This window comes from Enterococcus lactis (assembly GCF_015751045.1).
In the GTDB taxonomy this organism is placed as follows: Bacteria; Bacillota; Bacilli; order Lactobacillales; family Enterococcaceae; genus Enterococcus_B; species Enterococcus_B lactis.
Genome location: NZ_BNJW01000004.1, coordinates 144,508 through 169,197 on the forward strand (window position 1 = coordinate 144,508; position 24,690 = coordinate 169,197).

22 protein-coding genes are annotated in these 24,690 nt (G+C 39.8%); 9 read left to right on the top strand and 13 right to left on the bottom strand.

The window, feature by feature from the left end; all coding sequences use genetic code 11:
* Positions 1-549: 549 nt before the first annotated feature.
* From dnaB to dnaA, 12 genes are all read right to left on the bottom strand, one after another.
* Complete coding sequence (dnaB, locus tag KFO35_RS03610; RefSeq protein WP_002288373.1) at positions 550-1,917, bottom strand: replicative DNA helicase; 1,368 nt, start codon at positions 1,915-1,917, stop codon at positions 550-552.
* 274 nt (positions 1,918-2,191) lie between these two features.
* Positions 2,192-2,644 (bottom strand): 50S ribosomal protein L9, encoded by a 453-nt coding sequence (rplI, locus tag KFO35_RS03615; protein WP_002288372.1) that lies wholly within the window; start codon positions 2,642-2,644, stop codon positions 2,192-2,194.
* A gap of 5 nt (positions 2,645-2,649) precedes the next feature.
* Entirely contained in the window at positions 2,650-4,623 is a 1,974-nt protein-coding gene (locus KFO35_RS03620) for a DHH family phosphoesterase (protein WP_002315475.1), read from the bottom strand.
* 142 nt (positions 4,624-4,765) lie between these two features.
* A complete protein-coding gene (gene rpsR / locus KFO35_RS03625; protein ID WP_002288370.1) occupies positions 4,766-5,002 on the bottom strand; it encodes a 30S ribosomal protein S18 in 237 nt (78 codons plus the stop codon).
* Between the two features lie 25 nt (positions 5,003-5,027).
* Positions 5,028-5,540 (bottom strand): single-stranded DNA-binding protein, encoded by a 513-nt coding sequence (ssb, locus tag KFO35_RS03630; RefSeq protein WP_156272411.1) that lies wholly within the window; start codon positions 5,538-5,540, stop codon positions 5,028-5,030.
* A 50-nt stretch (positions 5,541-5,590) separates the two neighbouring features.
* Positions 5,591-5,890, bottom strand: coding sequence for a 30S ribosomal protein S6 (rpsF, locus tag KFO35_RS03635; RefSeq protein ID WP_156272409.1), 300 nt, complete (start codon positions 5,888-5,890; stop codon positions 5,591-5,593).
* A 613-nt stretch (positions 5,891-6,503) separates the two neighbouring features.
* Entirely contained in the window at positions 6,504-8,975 is a 2,472-nt protein-coding gene (gyrA, locus tag KFO35_RS03640; protein WP_156272365.1) for a DNA gyrase subunit A, read from the bottom strand.
* 19 nt (positions 8,976-8,994) lie between these two features.
* Positions 8,995-10,941 carry a DNA topoisomerase (ATP-hydrolyzing) subunit B gene (gene gyrB, locus KFO35_RS03645; RefSeq protein ID WP_002288364.1) on the bottom strand — a complete coding sequence of 649 codons (1,947 nt, stop codon included), beginning with the start codon at positions 10,939-10,941 and terminating at the stop codon, positions 8,995-8,997.
* The gene (gene recF / locus KFO35_RS03650; protein WP_002293126.1) at positions 10,938-12,062 is read right to left on the bottom strand and encodes a DNA replication/repair protein RecF; all 1,125 of its coding nucleotides are present in this window, start codon (positions 12,060-12,062) and stop codon (positions 10,938-10,940) included. Before recF ends, gyrB begins: the two co-directional genes overlap by 4 nt.
* Entirely contained in the window at positions 12,049-12,291 is a 243-nt protein-coding gene (yaaA, locus tag KFO35_RS03655; RefSeq protein ID WP_002293125.1) for a S4 domain-containing protein YaaA, read from the bottom strand. The genes recF and yaaA overlap by 14 nt, the downstream gene beginning before the upstream one ends.
* 227 nt (positions 12,292-12,518) lie before the next feature.
* Entirely contained in the window at positions 12,519-13,649 is a 1,131-nt protein-coding gene (gene dnaN, locus KFO35_RS03660) for a DNA polymerase III subunit beta (RefSeq protein WP_002293124.1), read from the bottom strand.
* A 197-nt stretch (positions 13,650-13,846) separates the two neighbouring features.
* The gene (gene dnaA, locus KFO35_RS03665) at positions 13,847-15,181 is read right to left on the bottom strand and encodes a chromosomal replication initiator protein DnaA (RefSeq protein WP_002293122.1); all 1,335 of its coding nucleotides are present in this window, start codon (positions 15,179-15,181) and stop codon (positions 13,847-13,849) included.
* 522 nt (positions 15,182-15,703) lie between these two features.
* Between dnaA and rpmH the strand changes: the two genes are divergently transcribed.
* The 4 genes from rpmH (at position 15,704) to jag (ending at position 17,903) form a co-directional block, all read left to right on the top strand.
* On the top strand, positions 15,704-15,838 hold the full coding sequence (gene rpmH, locus KFO35_RS03670; RefSeq protein ID WP_002293121.1) for a 50S ribosomal protein L34: 135 nt from the start codon (positions 15,704-15,706) through the stop codon (positions 15,836-15,838).
* Between the two features lie 117 nt (positions 15,839-15,955).
* Positions 15,956-16,312 carry a ribonuclease P protein component gene (rnpA, locus tag KFO35_RS03675; protein ID WP_002293120.1) on the top strand — a complete coding sequence of 119 codons (357 nt, stop codon included), beginning with the start codon at positions 15,956-15,958 and terminating at the stop codon, positions 16,310-16,312.
* Positions 16,309-17,127, top strand: coding sequence for a YidC/Oxa1 family membrane protein insertase (locus KFO35_RS03680; RefSeq protein ID WP_002309900.1), 819 nt, complete (start codon positions 16,309-16,311; stop codon positions 17,125-17,127). The genes rnpA and KFO35_RS03680 overlap by 4 nt, the downstream gene beginning before the upstream one ends.
* Positions 17,128-17,144: 17 nt before the next feature.
* A complete protein-coding gene (gene jag, locus KFO35_RS03685; protein WP_002293118.1) occupies positions 17,145-17,903 on the top strand; it encodes an RNA-binding cell elongation regulator Jag/EloR in 759 nt (252 codons plus the stop codon).
* Between the two features lie 169 nt (positions 17,904-18,072).
* Here the strand turns inward: jag and KFO35_RS03690 are convergent, their stop codons facing one another.
* Positions 18,073-18,456, bottom strand: coding sequence for a hypothetical protein (locus tag KFO35_RS03690; protein ID WP_002315473.1), 384 nt, complete (start codon positions 18,454-18,456; stop codon positions 18,073-18,075).
* Between the two features lie 299 nt (positions 18,457-18,755).
* On the opposite strand from KFO35_RS03690, the gene mnmE reads away from it, so the two are divergent.
* The 5 genes from mnmE (at position 18,756) to KFO35_RS03715 (ending at position 24,674) form a co-directional block, all read left to right on the top strand.
* Complete coding sequence (gene mnmE / locus KFO35_RS03695; protein WP_002315472.1) at positions 18,756-20,153, top strand: tRNA uridine-5-carboxymethylaminomethyl(34) synthesis GTPase MnmE; 1,398 nt, start codon at positions 18,756-18,758, stop codon at positions 20,151-20,153.
* A 16-nt stretch (positions 20,154-20,169) separates the two neighbouring features.
* Complete coding sequence (gene mnmG, locus KFO35_RS03700; RefSeq protein WP_156272363.1) at positions 20,170-22,071, top strand: tRNA uridine-5-carboxymethylaminomethyl(34) synthesis enzyme MnmG; 1,902 nt, start codon at positions 20,170-20,172, stop codon at positions 22,069-22,071.
* A gap of 233 nt (positions 22,072-22,304) precedes the next feature.
* The gene (gene rsmG / locus KFO35_RS03705; protein WP_002293109.1) at positions 22,305-23,018 is read left to right on the top strand and encodes a 16S rRNA (guanine(527)-N(7))-methyltransferase RsmG; all 714 of its coding nucleotides are present in this window, start codon (positions 22,305-22,307) and stop codon (positions 23,016-23,018) included.
* Positions 23,019-23,029: 11 nt separating this feature from the next.
* On the top strand, positions 23,030-23,797 hold the full coding sequence (locus tag KFO35_RS03710) for a ParA family protein (protein WP_002293108.1): 768 nt from the start codon (positions 23,030-23,032) through the stop codon (positions 23,795-23,797).
* Positions 23,784-24,674: a ParB/RepB/Spo0J family partition protein gene (locus tag KFO35_RS03715; protein WP_002293107.1), complete on the top strand. Its 891-nt coding sequence runs from the start codon at positions 23,784-23,786 to the stop codon at positions 24,672-24,674. The genes KFO35_RS03710 and KFO35_RS03715 overlap by 14 nt, the downstream gene beginning before the upstream one ends.
* Positions 24,675-24,690 lie beyond the last annotated feature (16 nt).

The window sequence follows — 24,690 nt, forward strand, 5'->3', positions numbered from 1 at the left end:
CTTTTATCCTTTTAGAATGATTGTTAAAAAAGAGGTTGTAACAGAAGTGGTCAGCTTCAAGAAATAAGAAGGAATTTACGAAAATTGCTTCTCATATTTTTGTGAAATTTCGACTTATTTCCGAAGAAGCTACTTCTGGAACACCGTGAATCAGAGGTTGTGAAAAGCTTCTCTGCATCAAGCAGTAAGAACAATCAGATAAAAATAGCACTCCATATTTTTCATCTGATTGGGTTTAGTGCCGCAGATGCAAGCTTTTGAATACCGTTTAAGGAAGAGGTTGTGAAATCAGCGTTCTGATCTGAGTATTAGCTCAACAAACGTCAAAATAGTTCCTCATATTTTGCCGTTTGTTGAGCTAATGCCGAGGGTCAGCTGATTGAACACCGTTTATTCGGAAAAAGGGATTGCGACAAGACTTTTGTCACAATCCCTTTGGAGATCTGTTTTAATTAAGTGCTCTAGTCACTCTTGCAGTTACTCGTCGCATCTTATACGAGTGCCCTTGGTCATTGCGCAAGGCTGAACGCTGCTTTCACAACCTATTCTTTAAAATTCTTCTCTTGGCGAAAGCGACGAAAATTTATTGTATTCTTTGATAAACAGCAGTTCAACTGTTCCTCGCGCACCGCTTCGGTTCTTCTCGATGATGACTTCGATGACGTTGTCATTTTTTGGCTCATTTCCATCATCGTCATCTCCGCCTTCTCTTTCATAATAATCATCCCGATACAAGAAGGCTACGATGTCCGCATCTTGTTCGATTGATCCGGATTCACGAATATCACTTAGTACTGGACGTTTGTCTTGTCGCTGTTCTACTCCACGAGACAACTGCGAAAGAGCAATGACAGGTACTTTCAGTTCTTTTGCCAGTTTTTTCAGTTGGCGGGAGATATCTGATACTTCTTGTTGACGGTTCTCTTTACCGTTCCCTTCAATCAACTGCAAATAATCGATCAATATCAAGCCTAGGTTGCCTTTTTCTTGCGCTAGTTTCCGACATTTCGCGCGGATCTCAGAGATCTTGATCCCTGGTGTATCGTCGATGAAAATATTTGCTCGAGAAAGACTTCCCATCGCAACGATCAGATTCGACCATTCTTCTTCCGAAAGCTGACCTGTACGCAAGTGGCTGGCTTCAATCGAACCTTCTGCACAAAGCATCCGATTTACAAGAGATTCCGCCCCCATTTCCAGACTGAATATCGCAACAGAACGATCTGTTTTGGTTCCTACATTTTGAGCAATATTCAATGCGAACGCTGTTTTACCTACCGCTGGACGGGCAGCCAGAATGATTAGTTCTTCGGGCTGGAAACCTGCTGTCATTTTGTCCAGACCTTGATAGCCAGTTGGTAGGCCTGTGATTTCTTCATTGTTTTGAGCTAGTCGATCGATATTTTCAATCGTTGAGTTCAGTACTTCAGCAATGGATAAAAAGCCGCTTCGATTTCTTTTTTCCGAAACCTCCAAGATACTGCGTTCTGCATCATCTAAGATCGTCTGAACTTCTTCTCCTTGCTCGAATCCTTTTGTAACGATCCCTGTTGCTGTCTGAATCAATGTACGCAATAATGATTTTTCTTCAACGATTTTCGCATAGTAGACGATATTTGCTGCTGTCGGAACTGCTAAAGCCAAATCTGATAGGTAACTTAAACCACCGGCATCTTCTAACAAATTTGCTTGTTCTAGCCGGTCTTTAACAGTAACAACGTCAATCGCTTCATTACGATCGTTCAACTCGATCATTGTCTCAAAAATAATTTGATGGCCGCGACGATAAAAGTCTTTTGGCTCTATGTACTCCATGGCATCAATGATCGTTTCTGCATCAAGAAAAACAGAGCCTAGAACCGCTTGTTCAGCTTCAATATTTTGCGGTGGGATTCGATCCTGCCACACTTCATTCATACGTATCGCTCCTTGTCTTCAATTGCTTCATTTTACAAGAAAATGATGGAAAAGTCATCATTCGCATCGAAAGTATCATAAAAAAATAGTTCACTTTTATTATACTCGTTTTCTTCATGCTATTTTACTGTTCTCAAAAAAGAAACCGAAATCAATCTGAAATCGATATGCAGCTTGTACTTTTGTTGCTGCAGCTGCTTTTCTCAGATAAATTTCGGTTTGTCTTTTCTCCTTCTGGTTCTTCTTACCAGCTGAACATCACTGTCAAGACTTGTTATTCTTGTACGACATGAACTTTGATCGTAGCCGTCACCTCATGATGCAACTTCACAGGTACGTTTGTGTAGCCTAGTGAACGGATTGGGTTTTCTAGTTCGATTTTTCGTTTATCTAATTTGATTTTGTATTGTTTGTTTAGCCCTTCAGCAATTTGTTTTGAAGGAATCGATCCAAACAAACGGCTGTCTTCCCCTGCTTTTGCTTTTAACTCGACTACCGTATCTTCTTTTTCCAAGAATTCTTTTAATTTTTTAGCTTCTTCCAAGATTTCAGCTTCGTGTTTTTCTTGGGCTTTCTTCTGTCCAGCTAACTGACTGATACTACTTTTCGTTGCTTCTTTTGCCAAGTTATTTTTGATTAGATAATTTTGTGCATAACCTGCTGGAACTTCTTTGATGTCCCCTTTTTTACCTTTTCCTTTTACGTCTTGTAAAAAAATTACTTTCATTTGGATTACTCCTTATCATATATTTGATTCATATTTTCTTTGATTGCAGCAAAAAGCTTCTGTTTTGTTTCTTCAACTGTCGTATTCTCCAGTTGAGTAGCTGCATTTGTGAAGTGTCCTCCACCACCTAAGGATTCCATGATGATTTGGACATTGATCGTACCGGTACTTCGGGCACTGATCCCAATCAATCCGTCTGTCCGCTTCGTAATGACGAAAGCTGCGTTGATATTGATCATCGAAAGCAGTGTATCTGCTGTTTTTGCCGCTATGACACTATTATACTCTTTTTCATCTGTTCCTGCCGCCACAACAATATCAGAAGTCACATACTCGCTTCCAGCAATCAAATGACTGATTTCCAAGTATGTCGCTAAGTCCGAGCTCAATAAATATTGTACTAAGGATGCGTCTGCTCCACAAGACCTTAAATAGCTGGCAACATCAAAAGTTCGTGCAGTTGTACGAACATTGAAACTATTCGTATCTACAACCATCCCTGCAAGTAATAGTGTGGCCTCAAAGCGATCTAAACGATTCGTTTTGCTACTTTGGTATTGGATCAGCTCAGAAACTAGCTCTGAAGCGGAAGAGGCTGAAGATTCGATATAAGTCAGCAAAGGCTTGCTTGGAAACTCTTCCCCTCGGCGGTGATGATCAATGATCACGATCTTATCAAATTGCTCATATAGGCTCTGAGAGATCGATAGAGAAGGTTTATGATAATCCACCATCACGAGGAGGTCTTCTTCTTTTTTCAGCTCTATGGCGCGTTCTGGAGAGATTAATTGCATTTCTAATTCTGGATGTTTATGGATTTCTTCGAGACAACGTTCCACATCTGGAATGATTTCGTTCTCGTTGATAACGATATAAGCCTTTTTCTGGTTGAAGCGTGCAAGACAACTGACACCAAAAGCAGAGCCTAAAGCATCCATATCCGGAAATTTGTGTCCCATGATGAACACATCGCCTGTTTCATCAAAAATCCGGCGCAAAGCAGTACTCATCGCTCGAGAACGGACACGCGTGCGTTTGACATTCTTAGCTGATTTACCGCCATAATAAACAGGTTTCGCACCTTCTTTTACCTCTTTCACGACAACTTGGTCGCCTCCGCGGACTAGAGCAACATCTAAATTGTTCTGAGCTTCTCCACCGATTTCATCGAGGGATCTTGCGCCATAAGCGATCCCCATACTCAGGGTGATAGGTGAACTCTGTTTTTCAGCTTCTGCTCGAAAGCGATCCAACAAATCAAATTTTTTATCCATCATCTTTTTCAGATCGATCATCTGCGCGACGAAGAAAAACCGTTCTGCGTTGATTCTTTTGAAAAAGACATGGTATTCATTCATCCAGTCAGAAACTAGTGTAGTGACGAAAGAGTTCAAATAAGAAATCTCTTTGTCATCCAATTTATCAATAGCATCTGCATAGTTATCAATAGATAAAATACCGATCACTGGCTGACTGTTCGCCTGATGAAGTTTCAATAACTGGTTTTGGGTGATATCATTAAAATAAACGACACCCTTTACTGTATCCATATCAAACTGAAATGTTTTATCTGCTAAATAGACTTGGTTTTTCTTTTTTTCTTTTGCAGTAAAAAAAGTATCTAACAATTCTTCCTCTGTTAATCCACTTTGATCTTTGACTTTCAATGCCAAAGGATTGAGCCATTCGATTTTTTGGCTTGATGGCTGATAAGCAATCACTCCTACAGGCATGACTTCTGAGACATAAGCCAGATTGGTTTCGGCTACGGTCGAAGCCTGCTGGATCTTTTCACGTTTATTTAAAATAAGCCAGCGTTTCATTTTCAACCAATAGCGAACGCCCCATAAATTCATCAAAAGAATGACCGAAGCGCTAACAAAACGAAATGGTAAAATTAAGACTACCAATACTTCGATTAGTATAAACAGGATAAGGAAGAGAGGTTTTGGGGATAAATGATTGTTTTTATTTTCCATAATTTTCCTCCCATATATGACTAACTTGATTTTACCATAACTTTCGTCATTCAAGCGACTAAACGAATATCGGTTATTTTTACAGAAAAAAAAGAATTGAATAGCTGATCAAAAGGATCAGTCATTCAATTCCTCGGATTTATTAGTCTTCGCTAACGAAAGGTAGCAAGCCCATGATACGTGCGCGTTTGATTGCAACAGTAATTTTACGTTGGTTTTTAGCGCCTGTACCAGTTACACGACGTGGCAAGATTTTACCGCGTTCTGAAATAAATCTTTTTAGTAATTCGATATCTTTATAATCGATATATTCAATATGGTTAGCAGCAATGTAGTCTACTTTACGACGTTTACGTCCGCCTCTTCTTTGTTGTGCCATTCTATTTCCCTCCTATCAAATTCGTTTAGAATGGTAAATCATCATCTGAAATGTCGATCGTTGAACTTGAGCCGAATGGGTCAGAAGTATCACGGTCGAAATCAGGCATACCGTTGGATGATTGAGATGTTTGATTAGAGTTATTGTTTCCGCCAAATCCGCCAGCTGATTGACCAGAACTTTGGAATCCGCCGCTTTGTTGGCGATTTTCAGATGCAGAACGACTTTCCAGCAATTGGAAGCTGTCAGCTACTACTTCTGTTACGTATACACGTTGTCCTTGCTGATTATCATAAGAACGAGTTTGGATACGTCCAGTAACACCTAAAAGTGTTCCTTTACGAGCATAGTTTGCTAAAGTTTCTGCTGATTTGCGCCAAATCACACAGTTGATAAAATCAGCCTCGCGATTGCCGCTTTGGTTTGTAAAATTACGATTCACAGCCAAAGTAAATGTTGCGACTGCCGTACCACTTGCTGTGTAACGCAAATCTGGATCTTTCGTCAGACGTCCAACTAATACAACATTATTAATCAAAATAGTCATCTCCTCTCATCGTTTTTCTATTGTTTCACATGAAACAACAATTAAGCTTCTTTTTTAACAATCATGTGACGAATGATATCGTCGTTGATTTTAGCAAGACGGTCAAATTCACTGACAGCATTTGCTGATGATGGAGAAGATACTTTAACGATGTGATAGATACCTTCACGGTAACCGTTCATTTCATAAGCGAAACGGCGTTTTTCCCAATCTTTTGATTCGATAACTTCTGCTCCGTTATCTTTCAAGATTGCATCGAAACGTTCGATTAAAGCAGTTTTTGCTTCTTCATCAATGTTTGGACGAATAATGTACATGATTTCATATTTCGTGTTTTCCATTGATATTCACCTCCCTGTGGACTTTCGGCTCTTAGGTTCCTAAGAGCAAGGAGAGTTATCTAATTAATTAGACTACTCACAAGCTTTGATTATACACTCTATTTTGGTCAAAAGCAATACAGAATAAACAGTTTCAAATATTTTAAGAGAAATTCAATTAATCAAAAAAGCGAGCAAGGGAACTGTGACAAAAGTCTTGTCGCAGTTCCCTTTTTTCGAATAAACGATGTTCTCCTGCCAACTCCTCGGTCACAAGTCACAATATTCAACAAACATGAGAAGCCATTTTTTGAAATTGCTCCTTGTGACTCAGAGTGAAACGGCAGGCTCACAACCTCTTCCTTAAACGGTGTTCAAAAACTTGCATCTACGGCACTAAACCCAATCAGATGAAAAATATGGAGTGCTATTTTTATCTGATTGTTCTTACTGCTTGATGCAGAGCAGCTTTTTCACAACCTCCTACACGGTGTTCTAGAAGTAACTTCTTCGAAAAATAAGCCGAAATTTCACAAAAATTTGAAAAGCAATTTTCGTAAATTCCTTCTTATTTCTTGAAGTTGCCCACTTCTGTCACAACCTCCTTGCTAACTTAAACACTTCATCTTTATGATTATTCTTCTGTTGCTTGCTCTTCAACTGTTTGTTCTACCGCTTCTGGCTCGACTGCTGCCATTGTGACGACTTTCGTATCAGCTTCCATCTTCATCAAACGTACACCCAATGTTGAACGTCCAGTTTGAGAAACAGTCGATACGTTGAAACGGATAATCACACCTTTATCTGTAATCAGCATGATGTCTTCATTTCCAGAAACAGTGGTCAATCCGGCTAGTGGACCATTTTTTTCAGTGATATTCGCCGTTTTGATTCCTTTACCTCCGCGGCCTTTCACTGGATATTCCGATACTTTGGTCCGTTTTCCGTAACCTTTTTCTGTAATCACTAGTACTTCTTGGTCTTCCTTCATCAGGGCTGCCCCAACGACGTAATCTTCCTCACGCAGACGTATCCCTCTGACGCCGGAAGCTGTACGTCCCATATCGCGGACTGCTTCTTCTTTGAAGGTCACAGAGTAACCGTTATGTGTGCCAATGATGATATTTGACTGTCCGTCTGTCAATAGAACATTGACTAATTCGTCATCTTCTTTCAAACCAATTGCAATCAGGCCATTGCTTCGGATGTTAGCGAAAGCAGTGACAGACGTACGTTTAACTGTACCTTGACGCGTCGTAAAGAAGAGATAGTGGCCTTCTTCTGCTTCTCCCGTCACCGCAATAATTGCTTGGATGCTTTCACTCGAGTCGATACCCAGCAAATTGATGATTGGGATTCCTTTGGCTGCACGCCCGTATTCTGGAATTTCGTATCCTTTTGCCCGATACACTTTTCCGTTATTCGTAAAGAATAACAATGTATCATGGGTAGAACAAGAAACTAGATTCTTGACGAAGTCGTCATTGTGGATACCCATTCCTTGGACACCACGCCCGCCTCTTCGTTGAGCTCTGAATTCATTATTTGCCAAACGTTTGATATAACCATTGTTTGTCAATGTAATAACGATTTCTTCTTCTTCAATCAAATCTTCATCTTCTAGACTTAAGACCTCACCGACTAGTAATTCTGTGCGTCGTTTATCACCAAATCGTTGATTCAAGTCTGCTAATTCATTCTTGATGATTTCTGTGACACGTTCGGGTCTTGCCAGAATGTCAGTCAAATCTTCAATCAGTTTCAATAGTTCTTGGTATTCATTTTCGATTTTTTCCCGTTCCAAACCGGTCAATCGACGCAAACGCATATCTAAGATAGCTTGTGATTGGCGATCGGATAAATCGAACCGTTCGATCATTGTTGCTTTTGCTTCGTCATCTGATTTAGACCCGCGGATAATCGCAATGATTTCATCGATATGATCCAAAGCAATACGCAAACCTTCTAAGATGTGTGCTCTTGCTTCTGCTTTTTCTTTTTCAAAGACCGTCCGTCGTGTGATGACTTCGCGTTGATGTTCGATATAGTTTTCAAGGATTTGTTTCAAACTTAAAACTTTCGGCACGCCTTTTTCGATTGCCAACATATTGAATCCAAATGAATTCTGCAAGGATGTCAATTTGTATAAGTTATTCAAAATAACTGATGCGCTGGCGTCACGACGAACGTCAATGACAATTCGCATGCCTTCACGGGAAGATTCATCCCGCAAATCCGTAATTCCTTCGATACGCTTGTCTCTGTGCAACTCAGAAATCCGTTCAATCAATTTTGCTTTATTGACCATATAAGGTAATTCCGTCACGAGGATCCGTTCTTTGCCATTTGGCATCTCAGTGATCTCAACTTTTGCACGTACGGTAATAGAACCTTTACCTGTTTCATACGCTCTTCGGATTCCTGATTTTCCCATGACCAAGCCACCTGTTGGAAAATCTGGTCCAGGTAATACTTCCATCAATTCATTGGTCGTCACATCAGGATTATCCATCAGCAAATCGATAGCCGCTACTACCTCAGACAAATTATGAGGTGGGATATTCGTTGCCATACCCACGGCGATCCCCGTCGTTCCGTTCACCAAAAGATTAGGGAAGCGAGCAGGTAATACAACGGGTTCTTTTTCTGTGTCATCATAGTTGCTTTGGAAATCAACAGTGTTCTTATTGATATCACGCAGCATTTCTGTAGCGATTTTGCTCATCCGTGCTTCGGTATAACGCATAGCAGCGGCACCGTCACCGTCAACAGAACCAAAGTTTCCATGACCATCCACTAGCATATAACGGTAGCTAAATGGCTGCGCCATCCGTACCATTGACTCATAGATTGCACTATCCCCATGAGGATGGTATTTACCCATGACATCTCCGACGATTCTGGCAGATTTTTTATGGGCTTTATCCGGTGTCACACCTAATTCGTTCATGCCGTATAAAATACGGCGATGAACGGGTTTCAGACCATCTCTGACATCAGGCAGTGCACGTGCGACAATAACACTCATCGCATAATCGATGAAGGAGTCTTTCATTTCGCTGGTTAGATTGACATCATGGATGTTTTCTCTGATTTCTTCACTCATTCTTTTTCCTCCTTCATGATTAAATATCTAAGTTCTTCACGTAATGTGCATTTTCCTCGATGAATGCACGACGAGGTTCTACTCGATCCCCCATCAACATTTCAAATATCTGGTCTGCCGCGATAGCATCATCCACGCTGACGCGGGCCATCATTCGATTACTTGGGTCCATAGTTGTTTCCCATAGTTGATGATCATCCATTTCTCCAAGTCCTTTATACCGCTGAACACTTGGTTTTGGTGAGGCAGGAAGTGAAGCAACGACTTGTTTCAACTCTTCTTCTGCATTCTTTCCTGGTTGTACATACGTGATATTCTTCCCTTGTTTTACCCCGTATAAAGGTGGCTGAGCAATATAGACATAACCAGCTTCAACAATTGGACGCATGTAACGGTAAAAAAGAGTCAGCAGCAATGTACGGATATGTGCACCATCGACATCGGCATCAGTCATGATCACTAATTTATGATAACGAGCTTTCGATACATCGAAATCTTCTCCAAACCCTGTACCCATAGCAGTAAATAAAGACCGAATCTCTTCATTTGCCAAGATCTTGTCCATGCTTGCTTTTTCAACATTCAAGATTTTCCCACGAATAGGCAAGATGGCTTGAAATTCTCGATTACGACCTTGCTTAGCTGATCCGCCGGCCGAATCTCCTTCGACGATGAACAATTCGCATTTTTCAGGATCGTTGCTAGAGCAGTCTGCTAATTTTCCTGGCAGATTACTGATCTCTAAAGCACCTTTACGTCTCGTTACTTCACGCGCACGTTTCGCTGCTAGACGAGCTCTGGAAGCTAATAATCCTTTTTCAACGATTTGACGGCCCACACTTGGATTTTCCAGCAAGAATTTCATGAAATGCTCGCTAAATAACCGATCAGTGACTGTCCGTACTTCGGAATTGCCCAATTTTGTTTTTGTTTGTCCTTCGAATTGAGGGTCAGGATGCTTAATAGAAATAACAGCTGTCAATCCTTCTCGCACGTCTTCACCAGTCAAGTTGTCATCATTTTCTTTCATCAGCTTTTGTTTTCGGGCATAATCATTGATCACCCGAGTTAATGCAGTCTTGAATCCTGATTCATGTGTTCCGCCTTCATACGTATGGATATTGTTGGCAAAACTCATGATATTGGAATGGTAGCCGTCTGTATATTGCATAGAGACTTCAACTGCGATATCTTGCTGCTCACCTTCCAAATATACAGGTTCTGGGAAAATCACGGTTTTGTTTGCATTCAAGTATTCGACATAACTTTTGATCCCGCCATCGTAATGGTATTCATTGATGACTGGTTCTTCTTCTCTTTTGTCCTCAATCGAAATACGCATCCCGCGGTTCAAGAAAGCTAGTTCACGGATTCGGGTAGCCAATTTTGAAAAATCAAACTCAGTTGTCTCTGTAAAAATTTCAGGATCTGGCGTAAAGTGAACCGTTGTTCCATGGCGATCCGTTTGTTCAATGATCTTTAAGTCGTCCACTACAGCTCCACGACGATACTCTTGATAGTACACATTTCCTTCTTTGTATACTTTGACATCAAGTTGCGTAGAAAGTGCGTTTACGACGGAAGATCCCACTCCATGAAGACCACCGGAAACTTTGTACCCGCCACCGCCGAATTTTCCTCCAGCATGTAAAACAGTAAAGACCGTTTCAACTGCAGGACGTCCGGTTTTTGCTTGGATATCCACTGGTATCCCCCGTCCATCGTCAATAACAGTGATACTGTTGTCTTTTTCTATAATCACATGGATTTTTGTTGCAAAACCTGCTAATACTTCATCGATCGAATTATCGACGATTTCCCAAACAAGGTGATGCAGACCTTCAGAACTAGTCGAACCGATATACATACCAGGTCGTTTACGAACGGCTTCAAGTCCTTCAAGTACTTGAATCTGACTGGCATCATATTCTTTAGCGCGTTCTACTAAACTTCTTTCTTCTGTCATTCAGTTTCTTCTCCTTTTAGTTTCCCTTGTCGAACATAAAAAATCTCAGGTTCAACAGTCATTTTATTTTTTACATGGTCAAGTGTCGTCGTTGTTAAGAACGTTTGAACTTTTCCTTCGATTGTTTCCAGCAGATGGAGCTGACGATTATCATCCAGCTCGCTCATCACATCATCTAATAATAGGATCGGGTATTCCCCTGTCTCTTCTTTGATCAAATCGATTTCTGCTAATTTGACACTTAGAGCAGTCGTTCTTTGCTGTCCTTGCGATCCATAAGTCTGCACGTTTTTCTGATTAATAAAAAAGGAAAGATCGTCACGATGAGGACCAACTGTCGTCGTTCCCCGAAAAAGGTCTTTCTTTTTATTTTGATTCAAAAGTGCGAGAAATTGTTCTTGGATTTGTTCTTGCGTATGTGTTTCTAAAGAATCGACTGCGGTGAGATACTCGATTTCCAACTGCTCTTTGTGATGTGTGATTTGCTGATGTAAAGAATTAGCCCAAAACTCCAATCGCTTGATAAACTGTGCTCTTGCTTTCAATACTTTGCTGCCAAACGCTGCTAGTTGTTCGGACAAAATATCCAAATAAAGCAAATCAGTTTGTTTTTTTTCATTCAGTTGCTTCAAGTACTGGTTTCTTTGCTTCAAAATCGCTTGGTATTGGACAAGATCATAAAGATAGATTGGATTGATCTGACCTAATTCCATATCTAAAAATTTCCGCCTGATCTGCGGGCTGCCTTTTACTAACGAAAGATCCTCTGGTGCAAATAAAATGACATTCATTTGTCCCACGTAAGTACTTAACTTTTTTTGTTCGATATGGTTGATCTTGGTTTTTCGGCCTTTTTTAGATAATAAGATTTCTAATGGGAGAGTGGATGAACCTTTTGTGATCTCTCCTTGGATCATTGCCTGATCGTCATTCCAACCAATCAATTCCTGCTCACTACTTGTCCGATGGCTTCGCGTCATAGCCAATACATAGATACTTTCCAAAAGATTCGTTTTTCCCTGCGCATTTTCACCTAAAAAAATGACCAGATTCTTGGAAAATTCGATGTTCAGCTCTTCGTAATTTCGATAATTTTTTAAATACAGCTTATTCAGCCTCATTATCGTCGTTTCCTTTTTTTACCATAAAAAAAGTTCCTACTTCTGGAACTTCAACCATCATACCGGGATAAAGCTTGCGTCCACGACGATTTTCCGGCTCGCCATCGACTAACACAGTGTTTTCTGCCAAATACCATTTTGCTTGTCCGCCACTACCGATAACGGTGGCTTCTTTCAGCATTTGACCCAACGTCATGAATTCCGTATTTAGAATGACTTGTTGTTTCAATGTCCATCCCTCATTTTCATTATTAAAAGTATACTCTATTATACCTTTTTTTCCGCAATAAAACAAATTTATCCATATATTTTTCCATATAAGACGATTTAATCTAAAAAAGGTGATTTAAACAAAAATAAACAGAAAGCCTTAAAAGAGATTTTAGGGCCTTCTGTTTAAATTTTATTTTTTCTAATTCTTTTCAATTAAATTTTCAATATCTTTGAAAATCTTTGTTAATTTGTACGTACAGGAGTGATCAATTGGATAAATTGAACGCCATCTTCCGTTGGTTCCAACGTGAATGGTCGAATAGCGGAAATAAATTTTACCTTGATACTCATATCTCCAAATGCACGCAACGCTGCTTTCATATAATCCGGGTTGAAAGAAATCTCCAATGGATCGCCACTGCTTGCTGTATAGCTCAAGCTTTCTTCTACTTTCCCGATTTCTGGAGAATTTCCGTATAAAACAACCGCATCTGGACGGATGGATAAACGAACGATATTGTTGCGGCCTTCATGAGAAAGTAAAGAAGCACGTTCGATTGCCGCTAGAAAACTAGGAACAGAAAATTCGACCTCTGTATTAAAGCTTGATGGGATCAAACGATTGGTATCAGGATAGTTTCCTTCTAACAAGCGGGAATAGAAATACATTGTTTCCGTTTTGAACAAGACTTGGTTTTCCATAATGCTGATTTCGACGATTTCTTCTTCATTTGTCAGTGAGCGAGACAATTCGATCAAACTTTTCCCAGGAATAACAATATCAAAATGATCAGCCGTTTGTTCTACTGGGATCACGCGTTGACTTAGACGGTGAGAGTCAGTAGCTACAGCTAATAAAGAATGATCAGATAAAATAAAATGCACACCCGTCAAGATCGGACGACTCTCATGCTGCGACACAGCAAAAACTGTTTCGTTGATTAGTTTAGTCAATACGTGTACTGGTAATTTCATCTGGTTGTGGCTTTCGACAACAGGAAGATGAGGATAATTATCTGCATCTAATCCATTCACGATAAAATTCGCTTTTCCAGAAGTGATCGCTACTTGTTTATTTTCTAATACTTCTAAAGTAAATGTTTCTTCAGGAAGTCTTCGAATGATTTCGCTAAAGAAACGAGCTTGTAAAACAATTGATCCGGTAGATTCGATTTGCATATTTGCTTTTTCGTTTTCAACAGACAAAAAAGTTTCAATTGATATATCAGCGTTGCTCCCCGTCAAAGTCAAACCTTCTTGTGTCAGTGTGATTTTTACACCTGTCAAAATAGGGATAGTGGTTTTGCTTGAAATAGCTCGTTGAACAGTTTGCAATTCCTGCATAAAGCTAGCTCGATTTAAAGTAACTTTCATGATGTATCTCCTTTGAATGTTTGTTTATTTATTATTAGTTAAAAAGAATAATAAAAGTAATAGGGCATGTTGATTCTGTGGAAAACTCAAAAAACGCAAGAGAGAAACGAAAAAACAGCTGTGGAAAAAGTGTGTATAACTTTTGCTTGTTTTTTTCTTTTATCCACATGCTATTTTCAGTTGGTAGAATCGACAAATTAATTTAGTAAAAAGTTTTTGATTTCTGATACTTCATTTTGCATGCTGACACTAGAATCCATCAGCTGCTGGATCTTCTCATGGGCATGGATAACCGTTGTATGATCCTTGCCGCCGAATTCAGCTCCAATTTTCGGTAATGAATTATCTGTGAGCTCACGTGCCAAGTACATAGCGATTTGTCTAGGAACAACAATAGATTTGACGCGTTTCTTTCCTTTGAGATCTTTCAATTGGATGTGATAATACTTTGCCACTTCTTCTTGGATCTGCAAAATCGACAATTGAGGATGTCCTTTTCCTGATTTTAACGTTTTCAGCGCATCTGCAGCTAGACTAGTCGAAATATCTTCACTATTCATTGCAGCAAAAGCCTGTACTCGAACAAGTGCCCCTTCTAATTCACGAATATTAGAATCAATTTGACCTGCGATATAGCTCAGCGTGTCATCTGGGATCTCTAGACGTTCAGCTGCTGCTTTTTTACGCAAAATCGCTGTTCTTGTTTCAAGGTCCGGTGGCGTAATATCAACAGACAGCCCCCATGCAAAGCGAGAAACAAGGCGTTCTTGTAATTTCGGAATCTCGTTTGGCAACCGATCACTGGTTAGAACGATTTGTTTACCTTCATTGTACAAGGCATTGAAAGTATGGAAAAACTCCTCTTGCGTAGCTTCTTTTTCTGCGAAAAATTGAATATCATCTACTAATAGTAAATCAACATTTCGATATTCTTGACGGAATTCTTCTGCTGTTTTGTTTTGGATCGAATTGATGAAATCATTAGCAAAAGTTTCACTGCTTACATATTTTACTTTGGCATTAGGCTGACTTTGCAGCATTTGATGACCGATTGCATGCATCAAGTGAGTCTTGCCAAGTCCTACGCCTCCATAAAAGAAGAGCGGGTTATAAATAGAACCTGGATCTTCTGCTACAACGAGCGCTGCTGCATGAGCCATCTGGTTTCCTTTACCAATGACAAACGTATCAAAGGTATATTTAGGATTCAGCATGGCTTTTTTTAGCGGACTAGGTGCCGCAACTTTTGGATTTTTCTCTTCTACAACTTCTTCTTGCTCTGCTTCTTCGCCAGTAATAAAGCGAGGGATAATCTCATTTCCTGATAGCATATAACCGACTTCAACGATTTTTGTTGCCAGGTTTTTTTCCCAATATTCTTTATGAATCTTGCTAGGAACCTCAACAACGAGCTGGTTTTGATCAAGAGTTCGAGGGTTCGCTGTTTCAATCCATGTATTATAGCTAGCAGGCGATAAATCCTTTTGGTATGTTGCTTTTAATTCATTCCATAAAGCATCGAGGGATACCATATAAGGCCTCCTCCTTCATTAAAAAGTGAATAACTAGTACTAATTTAGCATTTTTTTCAATAGTTTTCCACAGAAACCGAAGAAAAAAATTTTTTAATTACAATTATCCACATAATCGACAAATAAAAAAAAGAGAAAAACACAGCTGTCAAAAAAAGTTTTCCACACCACTAATGCACAGGTGGACAACTCGTAAAAATCACTAGATTTCCTCCTATACCTGTGGATAACAAATATATATTTATCAATAGTTTAGGGACGAAATGCACAGAAAAATGCCTAGTTGTGGATTACTTTTTTTACACGTGTGTTTTCTGTGTAAAAGTGCCTCGTTATTATTTGTGGATAATTCCTGTGCATAACTTTTTCCACATGGGATTCCCATAGAAAAAAATAATCTTGTGGATAAGTTTTGACAATCGATCTTCTATTTTATATTGACAAAATCACTACTTTGTCGTTATACTATCAAAGTATGTCTGTGTTTATAAAATAGATAAGAACATTTTGGAGGTGGAATATATGAAAAGAACATACCAACCAAATAAACGTAAACGTCAAAAAGTTCACGGATTCCGTAAACGTATGAGTACTAAAAATGGACGTCGTGTGTTAGCTAGCCGTCGTCGTAAAGGAAGAAAAGTTCTTTCAGCTTAGGCCACTGGGGTTTCAGTGGTTTTTTTTATACTCTTTTTTAGGGAAATGATGAAAGGACAATCGTAATTATGGTATGATTATGAGCGTAAGTGAGAGATAGAAAAGGAAAGAAAACTAATGAGAAAAGCGTATCGAGTAAAAAAAGAACGAGAGTTTCAAGCCGTGTTTCATACGGGAGATTCTTTTGCTAACCGCAAATTCGTCGTTTACCGTTTGAAAAAACCGGGACAGCCTCATTTTCGAGTTGGTTTATCTGTAGGAAAAAAGGTCGGCAACGCAGTAAGCCGCAATGAAGTCAAACGAAAAATCCGAGCAGCAGTTTATTCTATAAAAGAAGAGATTGATCCGGAGTTGGATTTTATTGTGATTGCTAGACCAAGTGTGAAGGGGCTGACTTATGATGAGGTTCGCTCCAATTTAGTCCACGTCTTAAAACTTGCAAAAATAATCGACAGAGAGGAAAAGAGTAAGTGAAGAAATACAAACGTTTACTTTTGATGGCCGGTATCGTTAGTTTGGTCATCGTCTTATCCGGTTGCGGAACTGGGGAAGTCAGCGCACAAAGTACAGGAATTTGGGATCGTTATATTGTTTATTACTTTGCTGAGGCGATCAAGGCGTTGTCATTTGGTAATGCAGGGATAGGGATCATTTTATTTACATTGATCATCCGTGTGATCTTGTTGCCGCTGATGCATTTCCAAACAAAGAGCATGCGCAAGACACAAGAATTACAACCGAAATTAAAAGCACTGCAGCAACAATATAGTTCAAGAGACCCAGAAACACAAAGTAAATTAAGAGAAGAGCAACAGCGTTTATATGCGGAAAATGGAGTCAATCCATATGCTGGTTGTCTTCCTTTATTGGTACAAATGCCAATCTTGATGGCGTTATGGCAATCTATTTCCCGTGTACCTGAGTTGAAACAAGGCCATTTCTTATGGTTGAACTTAGGGAACGCGGATCCAACATTTATCTTGCCGATTCTAGCAGCAATCTTTACTTTTGCAAGTACGTATTTATCTAGCATGAGTCAGATTGAATCGAATGCATCAATGAAGATCATGAATTTCGTGATGCCTGTAATGATTTTAGTGATGGGTGTCAATTTAGCCAGCGGTCTTTCATTATACTGGGTGGTTTCCAATGCCTTCCAAGTTGTACAAACGCTGCTGATCAACAATCCTTTCAAAATTCGAAAAGAACGGGAAGAAGAAGCACGTAAAATCCGCGAAAGAGAACGTGCATTGAAGAAAGCAATGAATCCTAAGAAAAAACGGAAATAATAGGGGAGGGAATGCTAATGCCGATTTATGAAGCTGCAACAATAGATGAAGCTGTTCAACTAGGTCTAGCTGATTTGGGTTTGGCCAAAGACCAAGTTGAAATCGAAATACTGGAAGAAGGAAAAAAAGGTTTCCTAGGAATGGGCCGAAAAAATGCACGGCTTTCGATCCAGCCAAGTATCAGTGAAAAAATTTCTGAAACAGTAGAACAGACGGTAGAAGAGATTTTAGAAGAAGAACCAACAGCTGAGATCGAGGTAGTCAACGAAACGATTCTTGAAGAAAAAACAGAAGAAGTAAGTGAGCTAGGGGATGAAGCAGCTTTAACGGAATTGGCAGTCTATCTTACTGAAATTTCAAAACAGCTTGATGCTCCAGCTCTTGTCAAAATGGAAAGAGAATCCAATAATATGGTCGTTTTCCATTTAGAAACACAAAAGCAAGGGTTACTGATTGGGAAACATGGAAAAACGCTGAATGCATTGCAATATCTGGCACAAGTCTTCATCCATCGTTTAGCAAGAAATAAGCTATCTGTAGTGGTCAATGTAGGCAATTACCGTGAAAAGCGCCAAGAGATCATTCAGCGTTTAGCTGATCGCACGGCTGAAAAAGTAAAACGGACAGGACAGCCTGTTTTCTTAGAACCAATGCCTGCCTTTGAACGTAAACAAATCCATGCTGCATTAAGTAAAGATGAACATGTAAAAACACATTCGGAAGGTGAGGAACCTTATCGTTACTTAGTAGTTGAACCTGCTAAAAAATATTATTGATTCCATTACTTTTTGAATAAATCACGTTGACAAAGTTTTTCAAACCAAGTATATTTTACTAGAAATCATTCTTATCAGAGTATACGATGAAGTAGTCACTAACTTTGATAGAAAAAAGCGGAACGAAACTGTTTTCAGTTTTGCTCCGCTTTTTTTGTACCTGTTTCATTTAACCAATCGTCGTTTGGATAAATTGGATCACTGTTCCATAAGCAAAAAGTTCCAGAAAATACTTTCCATCCCGATTTCTTTGCTGATACTCAAAATGACAGTTGATCACCGCATTCGCACCATATTCAAGAACCTTCATCTTTAATTTCCTCTTCGTTGTCAAGAAAAGATCCTCTTTGGGAAAAGCTGGGTCAAACAAATCAGCTTCTAAGCATTCCACAACAAAAACGATATCGCGGACGATATATTTTTGATTGATATTTCCTGTAGATAAAACAACATCGTTGATCCGAGGATCACTTTCTTCTTCCAATGCAGCAGATCTGAACGGGCTCACATATTTTCTCCTTTCAAAAGTGTATAGTTTAGACAGCGCTACCATTTAGTGTACCGTTTTTTTTAAGAAAGATAAAGCCTTGTTTATACAGTATTTTCTCTTCGAATAAACCAAAGAACACAAAGAGACATCCAAAGTCAATTAAATGTAAGGTAATGGAATCAGGTGAGGTACAACTTCATATAACTTGTTTTAAACACTTGATTCCTTATAGCAAGTGTGATAACCTATGACCAGAATTTAATCAAGAACAAGCAGTCAAAGTGCGAAGTTCACCGTTTATTATGCATAAAGGGTGGAGTGGGCACTTTTTTTGTGCGCAAAATGAAAAAGGAAGTGAAAAAATGGCTGAAATTACTTTAGAATTTGATACGATTGCGGCAATTTCTACCCCGCCTGGAGAAGGGGCAATCAGTATCGTTCGTTTAAGTGGCGATCAAGCTGTGCAACTAGCAGATAAAGTTTATCATTCTGGGAATAAACGACTATCAGAAGTACCAAGCCATACGATTCATTATGGACATATCGTTGATCCTAAGAGCGATCAGCTAGTCGATGAAGTCATGGTCTCTGTGATGAGAGCACCAAAGACATTTACGCGAGAAGATGTAGTAGAAATCAATTGTCACGGCGGAATCGTCGTAGTCAATCAAATTTTGCAGTTATTGTTAAGAGAAGGGGCAAGATTAGCTGAGCCAGGCGAATTCACAAAACGAGCATTCTTGAATGGTCGTGTTGACCTTTCACAGGCAGAAGCTGTGATGGATTTGATTCGGGCAAAAACAGACAAAGCAATGGGGTTAGCCCTTAATCAGTTAGACGGCAATCTGTCTGCTTTGATCCGCTCATTGAGACAAGAGATTTTAGAGACATTAGCTCAAGTAGAAGTAAATATTGATTATCCGGAATATGACGACGTCGAAGAATTGACTACGAAGTTATTGCTTGAAAAAGCACAGATGATCCAACAAAGAATCCAAGCACTACTTGCTACGTCCAAGCAAGGAAAGGTTCTGCGGGAAGGGTTAAGTACGGCGATCATCGGCCGGCCAAATGTCGGCAAATCAAGCTTGTTAAACCATTTGTTAAGAGAAGAAAAAGCAATCGTTACGGACATTGCAGGAACGACTCGAGATGTAATCGAAGAGTATGTCAATGTTCGGGGGGTACCGCTCAAGTTAATCGATACAGCTGGAATTCGGGAAACAGAAGATGTGGTGGAACGTATCGGGGTCGAAAGAAGCCGTAAAGCATTAGCAGAAGCAGACTTGATCTTACTTGTTCTAAACCAAAGCGAACCACTGACAGCAGAAGATGAACAATTACTGGAAGCGACAAGTGGATTGAAACGGATCATTCTTCTAAATAAAACAGATTTGCCAGCACAGTTGGAACAAGAAAAATTGAACAAATGGATCGAAAATGAACCAGTTTTTTCAATTTCCGTAGCTAAAAACGACGGACTAGATCGTTTGGAATCAGCTATTTCTGATTTATTCTTCAGCGGAGAAACAGGAGAAAGAGACGCTACTTATGTTTCCAATACCCGCCATATCGCATTATTAGAAAAAGCTTCTCTGTCACTTGAAGAAGTCATTGCAGGTATTGATGCAGGAATGCCTGTGGATCTCGTTCAAATCGATATGACGCGTTGCTGGGACTATCTAGGAGAAGTGGTTGGCGACAGTGTACAAGATGAATTGATCACTCAATTATTCAGTCAATTTTGTTTAGGAAAATAAAAGGAGGAACAAACGATTGAAACATTATGAAGCAGATGCGTATGACGTGATCGTTGTCGGCGCAGGACATGCCGGTTCAGAAGCTGCACTTGCTGCTGCACGTATGGGCTCAAAAACGTTATTACTGACAATAAATTTGGATATGGTAGCATTCATGCCATGTAATCCTTCTGTAGGCGGACCAGCTAAAGGCGTTGTTGTTCGAGAAATCGATGCGCTAGGTGGAGAAATGGGTAAGAATATCGATAAAACCTATATCCAAATGCGTATGTTGAACACAGGAAAAGGTCCAGCTGTCCGAGCATTGCGAGCACAAGCAGACAAACATGCTTATTCAACAGAAATGAAACATACAATCGAAAAAGAACCAAATTTGACGTTAAGACAAGGAATCGTCGAAGAACTGATCGTCGAAGATGGTGTTTGTCATGGTGTAGTGACTTCCACAGGAGCGAGCTACCGGGCAAAAGCAGTTGTTATTACAGCCGGAACAGCACTTCGCGGAGAAATCATTATCGGTGAATTGAAATATTCATCAGGTCCGAATAACTCTCAACCTTCTATTGGACTAGCGAATCATCTAAAAGAACTTGGCTTTGCTATCGAACGGTTCAAAACAGGAACACCGCCTCGAGTAAAATCAAGTACAATCGATTATTCTGTTACAGAAGAACAACCTGGTGACAAAGAGCCGAATCATTTTAGCTTTAGTACACCAGATAGTGCCTATAAACTAGATCAGGAATCTTGCTGGCTGACCTATACAGGTGAGACGACTCACCAAATCATTCGAGACAACTTACATCGTGCCCCAATGTTTACAGGGATCGTTGAAGGGGTAGGCGCTCGCTATTGTCCATCCATCGAAGATAAGATTGTGCGTTTTGCAGACAAACCACGTCACCAACTATTTTTAGAACCAGAAGGCTTGAACACAGAAGAAGTCTATGTTCAAGGGTTATCTACTTCTTTACCAGAAGATGTCCAAGTCGACATGCTTCATTCCATCGCCGGTTTGGAAAAAGTAGAAATGATGCGTACAGGATATGCTATCGAATATGACGTAGTAGAACCACACCAACTCCGTCCAACATTAGAAACTAAAGTCGTTGAAAATCTTTATACAGCTGGACAAACAAATGGTACAAGCGGGTATGAAGAAGCGGCTGGACAAGGACTGATTGCTGGTATCAATGCAGCTTTGAAAGTTCAAGGAAAAGAGCCTTTAGTGATCAAACGAAGTGATGGTTACATCGGTGTCATGATCGATGATTTGGTGACAAAAGGAACGAACGAGCCTTACCGTTTGCTGACTTCACGTGCTGAATACCGTCTGCTTTTACGTCATGATAATGCAGATTTGCGATTGACAGAAATGGGTCACCGTGTGGGCTTAGTAAAAGAGGACCAATACAAGGCTTATTTGAAGAAAAAAGAAGCAGTTGAACAAGAAATCAAACGTTTGATGAATGTACGGATCAAACCAACAGAAGAAGTTCAAGCCTTTTTAGCGACGATTAATGCGGCACCTCTAAAAGATGGCGTACTAGCAAGCGACTTTTTAAGACGCCCTGAGATTACTTATGCAGATCTTCTACGGTTTATTCCAGAGAATGAAGAATTAACACGAAAAGAAATCGAACAAGTAGAAATCCAAATCAAATATGAAGGCTACATCAAAAAAGCCATGGAAAAAGTAGAAAAATTAAAACGCATGGAAGCGAAAAAGATTCCAGAAAACATCGACTACGCAGCAATCAACGGATTAGCAACAGAAGCAAAACAAAAATTGCAGAAAATCCAACCAGAAACAGTTGCCCAAGCTAGCCGGATCAGCGGGGTAAATCCTGCAGATCTAAGCATCTTAATGGTCTATATCGAACAAGGGAAGATTGCGAAAGTCAGTGAACCAGCGTAATACGTAATAATAAATAGAAGAGAGAACCAGTTTTTGCAGAAATTGCTCAAAGCTAGTTCTCTCTTCTATGTGTATTTTATGAGTGCCATAATAGAAAGAAAAAATCTATCGGCGTTTCTTACTTTTCAAATTTTTAAGAATCCATATGGAAGGATTGCATGTCTTGGAATTTTGCGTTAAAGTAGGGAGAGAATCTGTGAAACAATTGCTGTTTCACAATGAAAGGAATAATTATGATACCAGAAGAATTTCGCCAATCTTTGGCAGAAAAAGGGATAGAGCTTACCGATCATCAAATGGAACAATTTGCTATCTATTATCGGACATTAGTCGAATGGAACGAAAAAATGAATCTTACAGCCATTACGGATGAAAAAGACGTATACCTGAAGCATTTTTACGATTCGCTTACGTTAGCATTTGAAGTAGACTTTACGCAACCTTTATCTTTATGCGATGTCGGTTCAGGAGCAGGATTTCCTAGCGTACCTTTAAAAATTGCCTTTCCCGAATTGCAGATAACGATTGTTGATTCTCTGAATAAACGAATAACCTTCTTGTCTGAACTAACTCGATTATTAGGAATCGATGCTTCCTTATATCATGACCGGGCAGAAACATTTGGACAAAATCCTCAATTTCGTGCATCATTTGACCTTGTCACTGCTCGTGCAGTTGCTCGTTTGAATGTGTTAGCAGAATTGTGTTTGCCCTTGGCTAAACAAGAAGGCTATTTTTATGCATTGAAAGCAGCAAAAAGTGAAGAGGAACTGACAGAAGCAAAACAAGCGATTGCTTTATTAGGTGGTAAATTCCTCAAAGAAGAGGCAGTTACCTTGCCGAATGTCTCTGACCAACGGCATATTATCGTCATTCAAAAAAAGAAAATAACCCCAAAGAAATACCCAAGAAAGCCCGGTCTGCCTAATAAGCAGCCAATCAAATAGGAGGAGAAGAGATGGCACAAATAATATCTGTTGCGAACCAAAAAGGTGGCGTCGGCAAAACAACGACGACGGTAAATCTAGGTGCTTGTCTTGCCAGCCTTGGCAAAAAAGTATTGCTAGTGGATATGGATGCACAAGGAAATGCTACCAGTGGTGTCGGGATCAGAAAACCCGATGTGACAAAAGACATCTATGACGTTCTAGTCAATGAATTGCCAATTGATGAGGCGACGTTGATCACTGAACATGAAAATTTGAGTATTGTGCCTGCGACTCTCCAATTAGCAGGAGCAGAGATCGAATTGACATCAATGATGGCAAGAGAATCAAGATTAAAAGGATCTTTAGCAGAAGTCAGCAGCCAGTATGATTATATTTTGATCGACTGTCCGCCTTCTCTTGGCCATTTGACAATCAATTCATTTACAGCAAGTGATTCGATTTTGATACCTGTTCAGTGTGAATATTACGCATTGGAAGGATTAAGCCAATTACTGAATACGGTTCGTTTAGTCCAAAAGCACTTCAATCCAGAATTGGAAATAGAAGGTGTCTTGCTGACCATGTATGATGCACGAACAAATCTGGGAAATGAAGTCGTAGAAGAAGTACGCAAATACTTCCGCGAAAAAGTCTATGAAACAATCATCCCAAGAAATATTCGTTTATCAGAAGCACCTAGTCATGGAAAACCGATCATCGACTACGATCCACGTTCTCGGGGAGCTGAAGTCTACCAAGCATTGGCAAAGGAAGTGGTAAGTCGTGAAGAAAAGTAAAGGATTAGGCCGAGGAATCGATGCATTGTTCCAAGATTTAGAAAACTTAGAGACGGTGGATGTAAAAGATGATACCGTGGTCCAGTTGCCATTGAATGAGCTGCGTCCAAATCCGTATCAGCCTCGTAAGACATTTGAAGAAGTATCTTTGCAAGAACTAGCTAATTCTATTGAACAATCAGGCGTCTTCCAACCAATCATCGTACGCCGTTCTGCAGTAAAAGGATATGAGATCATCGCAGGGGAAAGACGTTTTCGAGCGTCCAAACTAGCTGAAAAAGAAACGATCCCTGCTATCGTCAGAGACTTTGACGAAGAAGCAATGATGCAAGTAGCCGTGTTGGAAAACCTGCAACGGGAAGATCTGAATCCATTAGAAGAAGCAGAAGCGTATGAAATGCTGATGAAAAATCTGAAACTGACACAAGCAGAAGTGGCTAGTCGTTTAGGAAAGAGCAGACCTTATATCGCCAATTATTTGCGCTTGCTTTCTTTACCAGATCTTGTTAAGGAAATGGTGCAAGATCAACGTTTATCTATGGGACAAGCTCGTACGCTGTTAGGCTTGAAAAACAAATCATTGATCTTGAAATTAGCCAATCGTGCAGTAACTGAAAATTTAACTGTCCGCCAACTGGAACAGATCGTTTCTGAATTAAATCAAAACGATGGAAAAGAAAAGAAAAAAATCCCAAGGCTAGCAAAGGAAAAACCCTATTATATCCGAGAAAGCGAAGATCGTTTGATGGATAAATTCGGTACGAGCGTAGCTATCCAAGAAAAAAACGGGAAAGGTAAGATTGAGATCGAATACCTTTCTCAAAAAGATTTGACACGAATTCTTGATATCTTGAATATTCAATTTGATGAAGAATAAACAAAAAGGAGGCTAT

Coding starts and splice junctions, on each gene's coding strand:
- mnmE (WP_002315472.1), top strand. CDS start 18,756: ATGGCTGAAATTACTTTAGAATTTGATACGATTGCGGCAATTTCTACC.
- KFO35_RS03620 (WP_002315475.1), bottom strand. CDS start 4,623: ATGGAAAATAAAAACAATCATTTATCCCCAAAACCTCTCTTCCTTATC.
- KFO35_RS03690 (WP_002315473.1), bottom strand. CDS start 18,456: ATGGTAGCGCTGTCTAAACTATACACTTTTGAAAGGAGAAAATATGTG.
- dnaN (WP_002293124.1), bottom strand. CDS start 13,649: ATGAAAGTTACTTTAAATCGAGCTAGCTTTATGCAGGAATTGCAAACT.
- jag (WP_002293118.1), top strand. CDS start 17,145: ATGCCGATTTATGAAGCTGCAACAATAGATGAAGCTGTTCAACTAGGT.
- rnpA (WP_002293120.1), top strand. CDS start 15,956: ATGAGAAAAGCGTATCGAGTAAAAAAAGAACGAGAGTTTCAAGCCGTG.
- rpmH (WP_002293121.1), top strand. CDS start 15,704: ATGAAAAGAACATACCAACCAAATAAACGTAAACGTCAAAAAGTTCAC.
- dnaA (WP_002293122.1), bottom strand. CDS start 15,181: ATGGTATCCCTCGATGCTTTATGGAATGAATTAAAAGCAACATACCAA.
- gyrA (WP_156272365.1), bottom strand. CDS start 8,975: ATGAGTGAAGAAATCAGAGAAAACATCCATGATGTCAATCTAACCAGC.
- rplI (WP_002288372.1), bottom strand. CDS start 2,644: ATGAAAGTAATTTTTTTACAAGACGTAAAAGGAAAAGGTAAAAAAGGG.
- recF (WP_002293126.1), bottom strand. CDS start 12,062: ATGAGGCTGAATAAGCTGTATTTAAAAAATTATCGAAATTACGAAGAG.
- dnaB (WP_002288373.1), bottom strand. CDS start 1,917: ATGAATGAAGTGTGGCAGGATCGAATCCCACCGCAAAATATTGAAGCT.
- KFO35_RS03710 (WP_002293108.1), top strand. CDS start 23,030: ATGGCACAAATAATATCTGTTGCGAACCAAAAAGGTGGCGTCGGCAAA.
- rpsR (WP_002288370.1), bottom strand. CDS start 5,002: ATGGCACAACAAAGAAGAGGCGGACGTAAACGTCGTAAAGTAGACTAC.
- gyrB (WP_002288364.1), bottom strand. CDS start 10,941: ATGACAGAAGAAAGAAGTTTAGTAGAACGCGCTAAAGAATATGATGCC.
- rpsF (WP_156272409.1), bottom strand. CDS start 5,890: ATGGAAAACACGAAATATGAAATCATGTACATTATTCGTCCAAACATT.
- rsmG (WP_002293109.1), top strand. CDS start 22,305: ATGATACCAGAAGAATTTCGCCAATCTTTGGCAGAAAAAGGGATAGAG.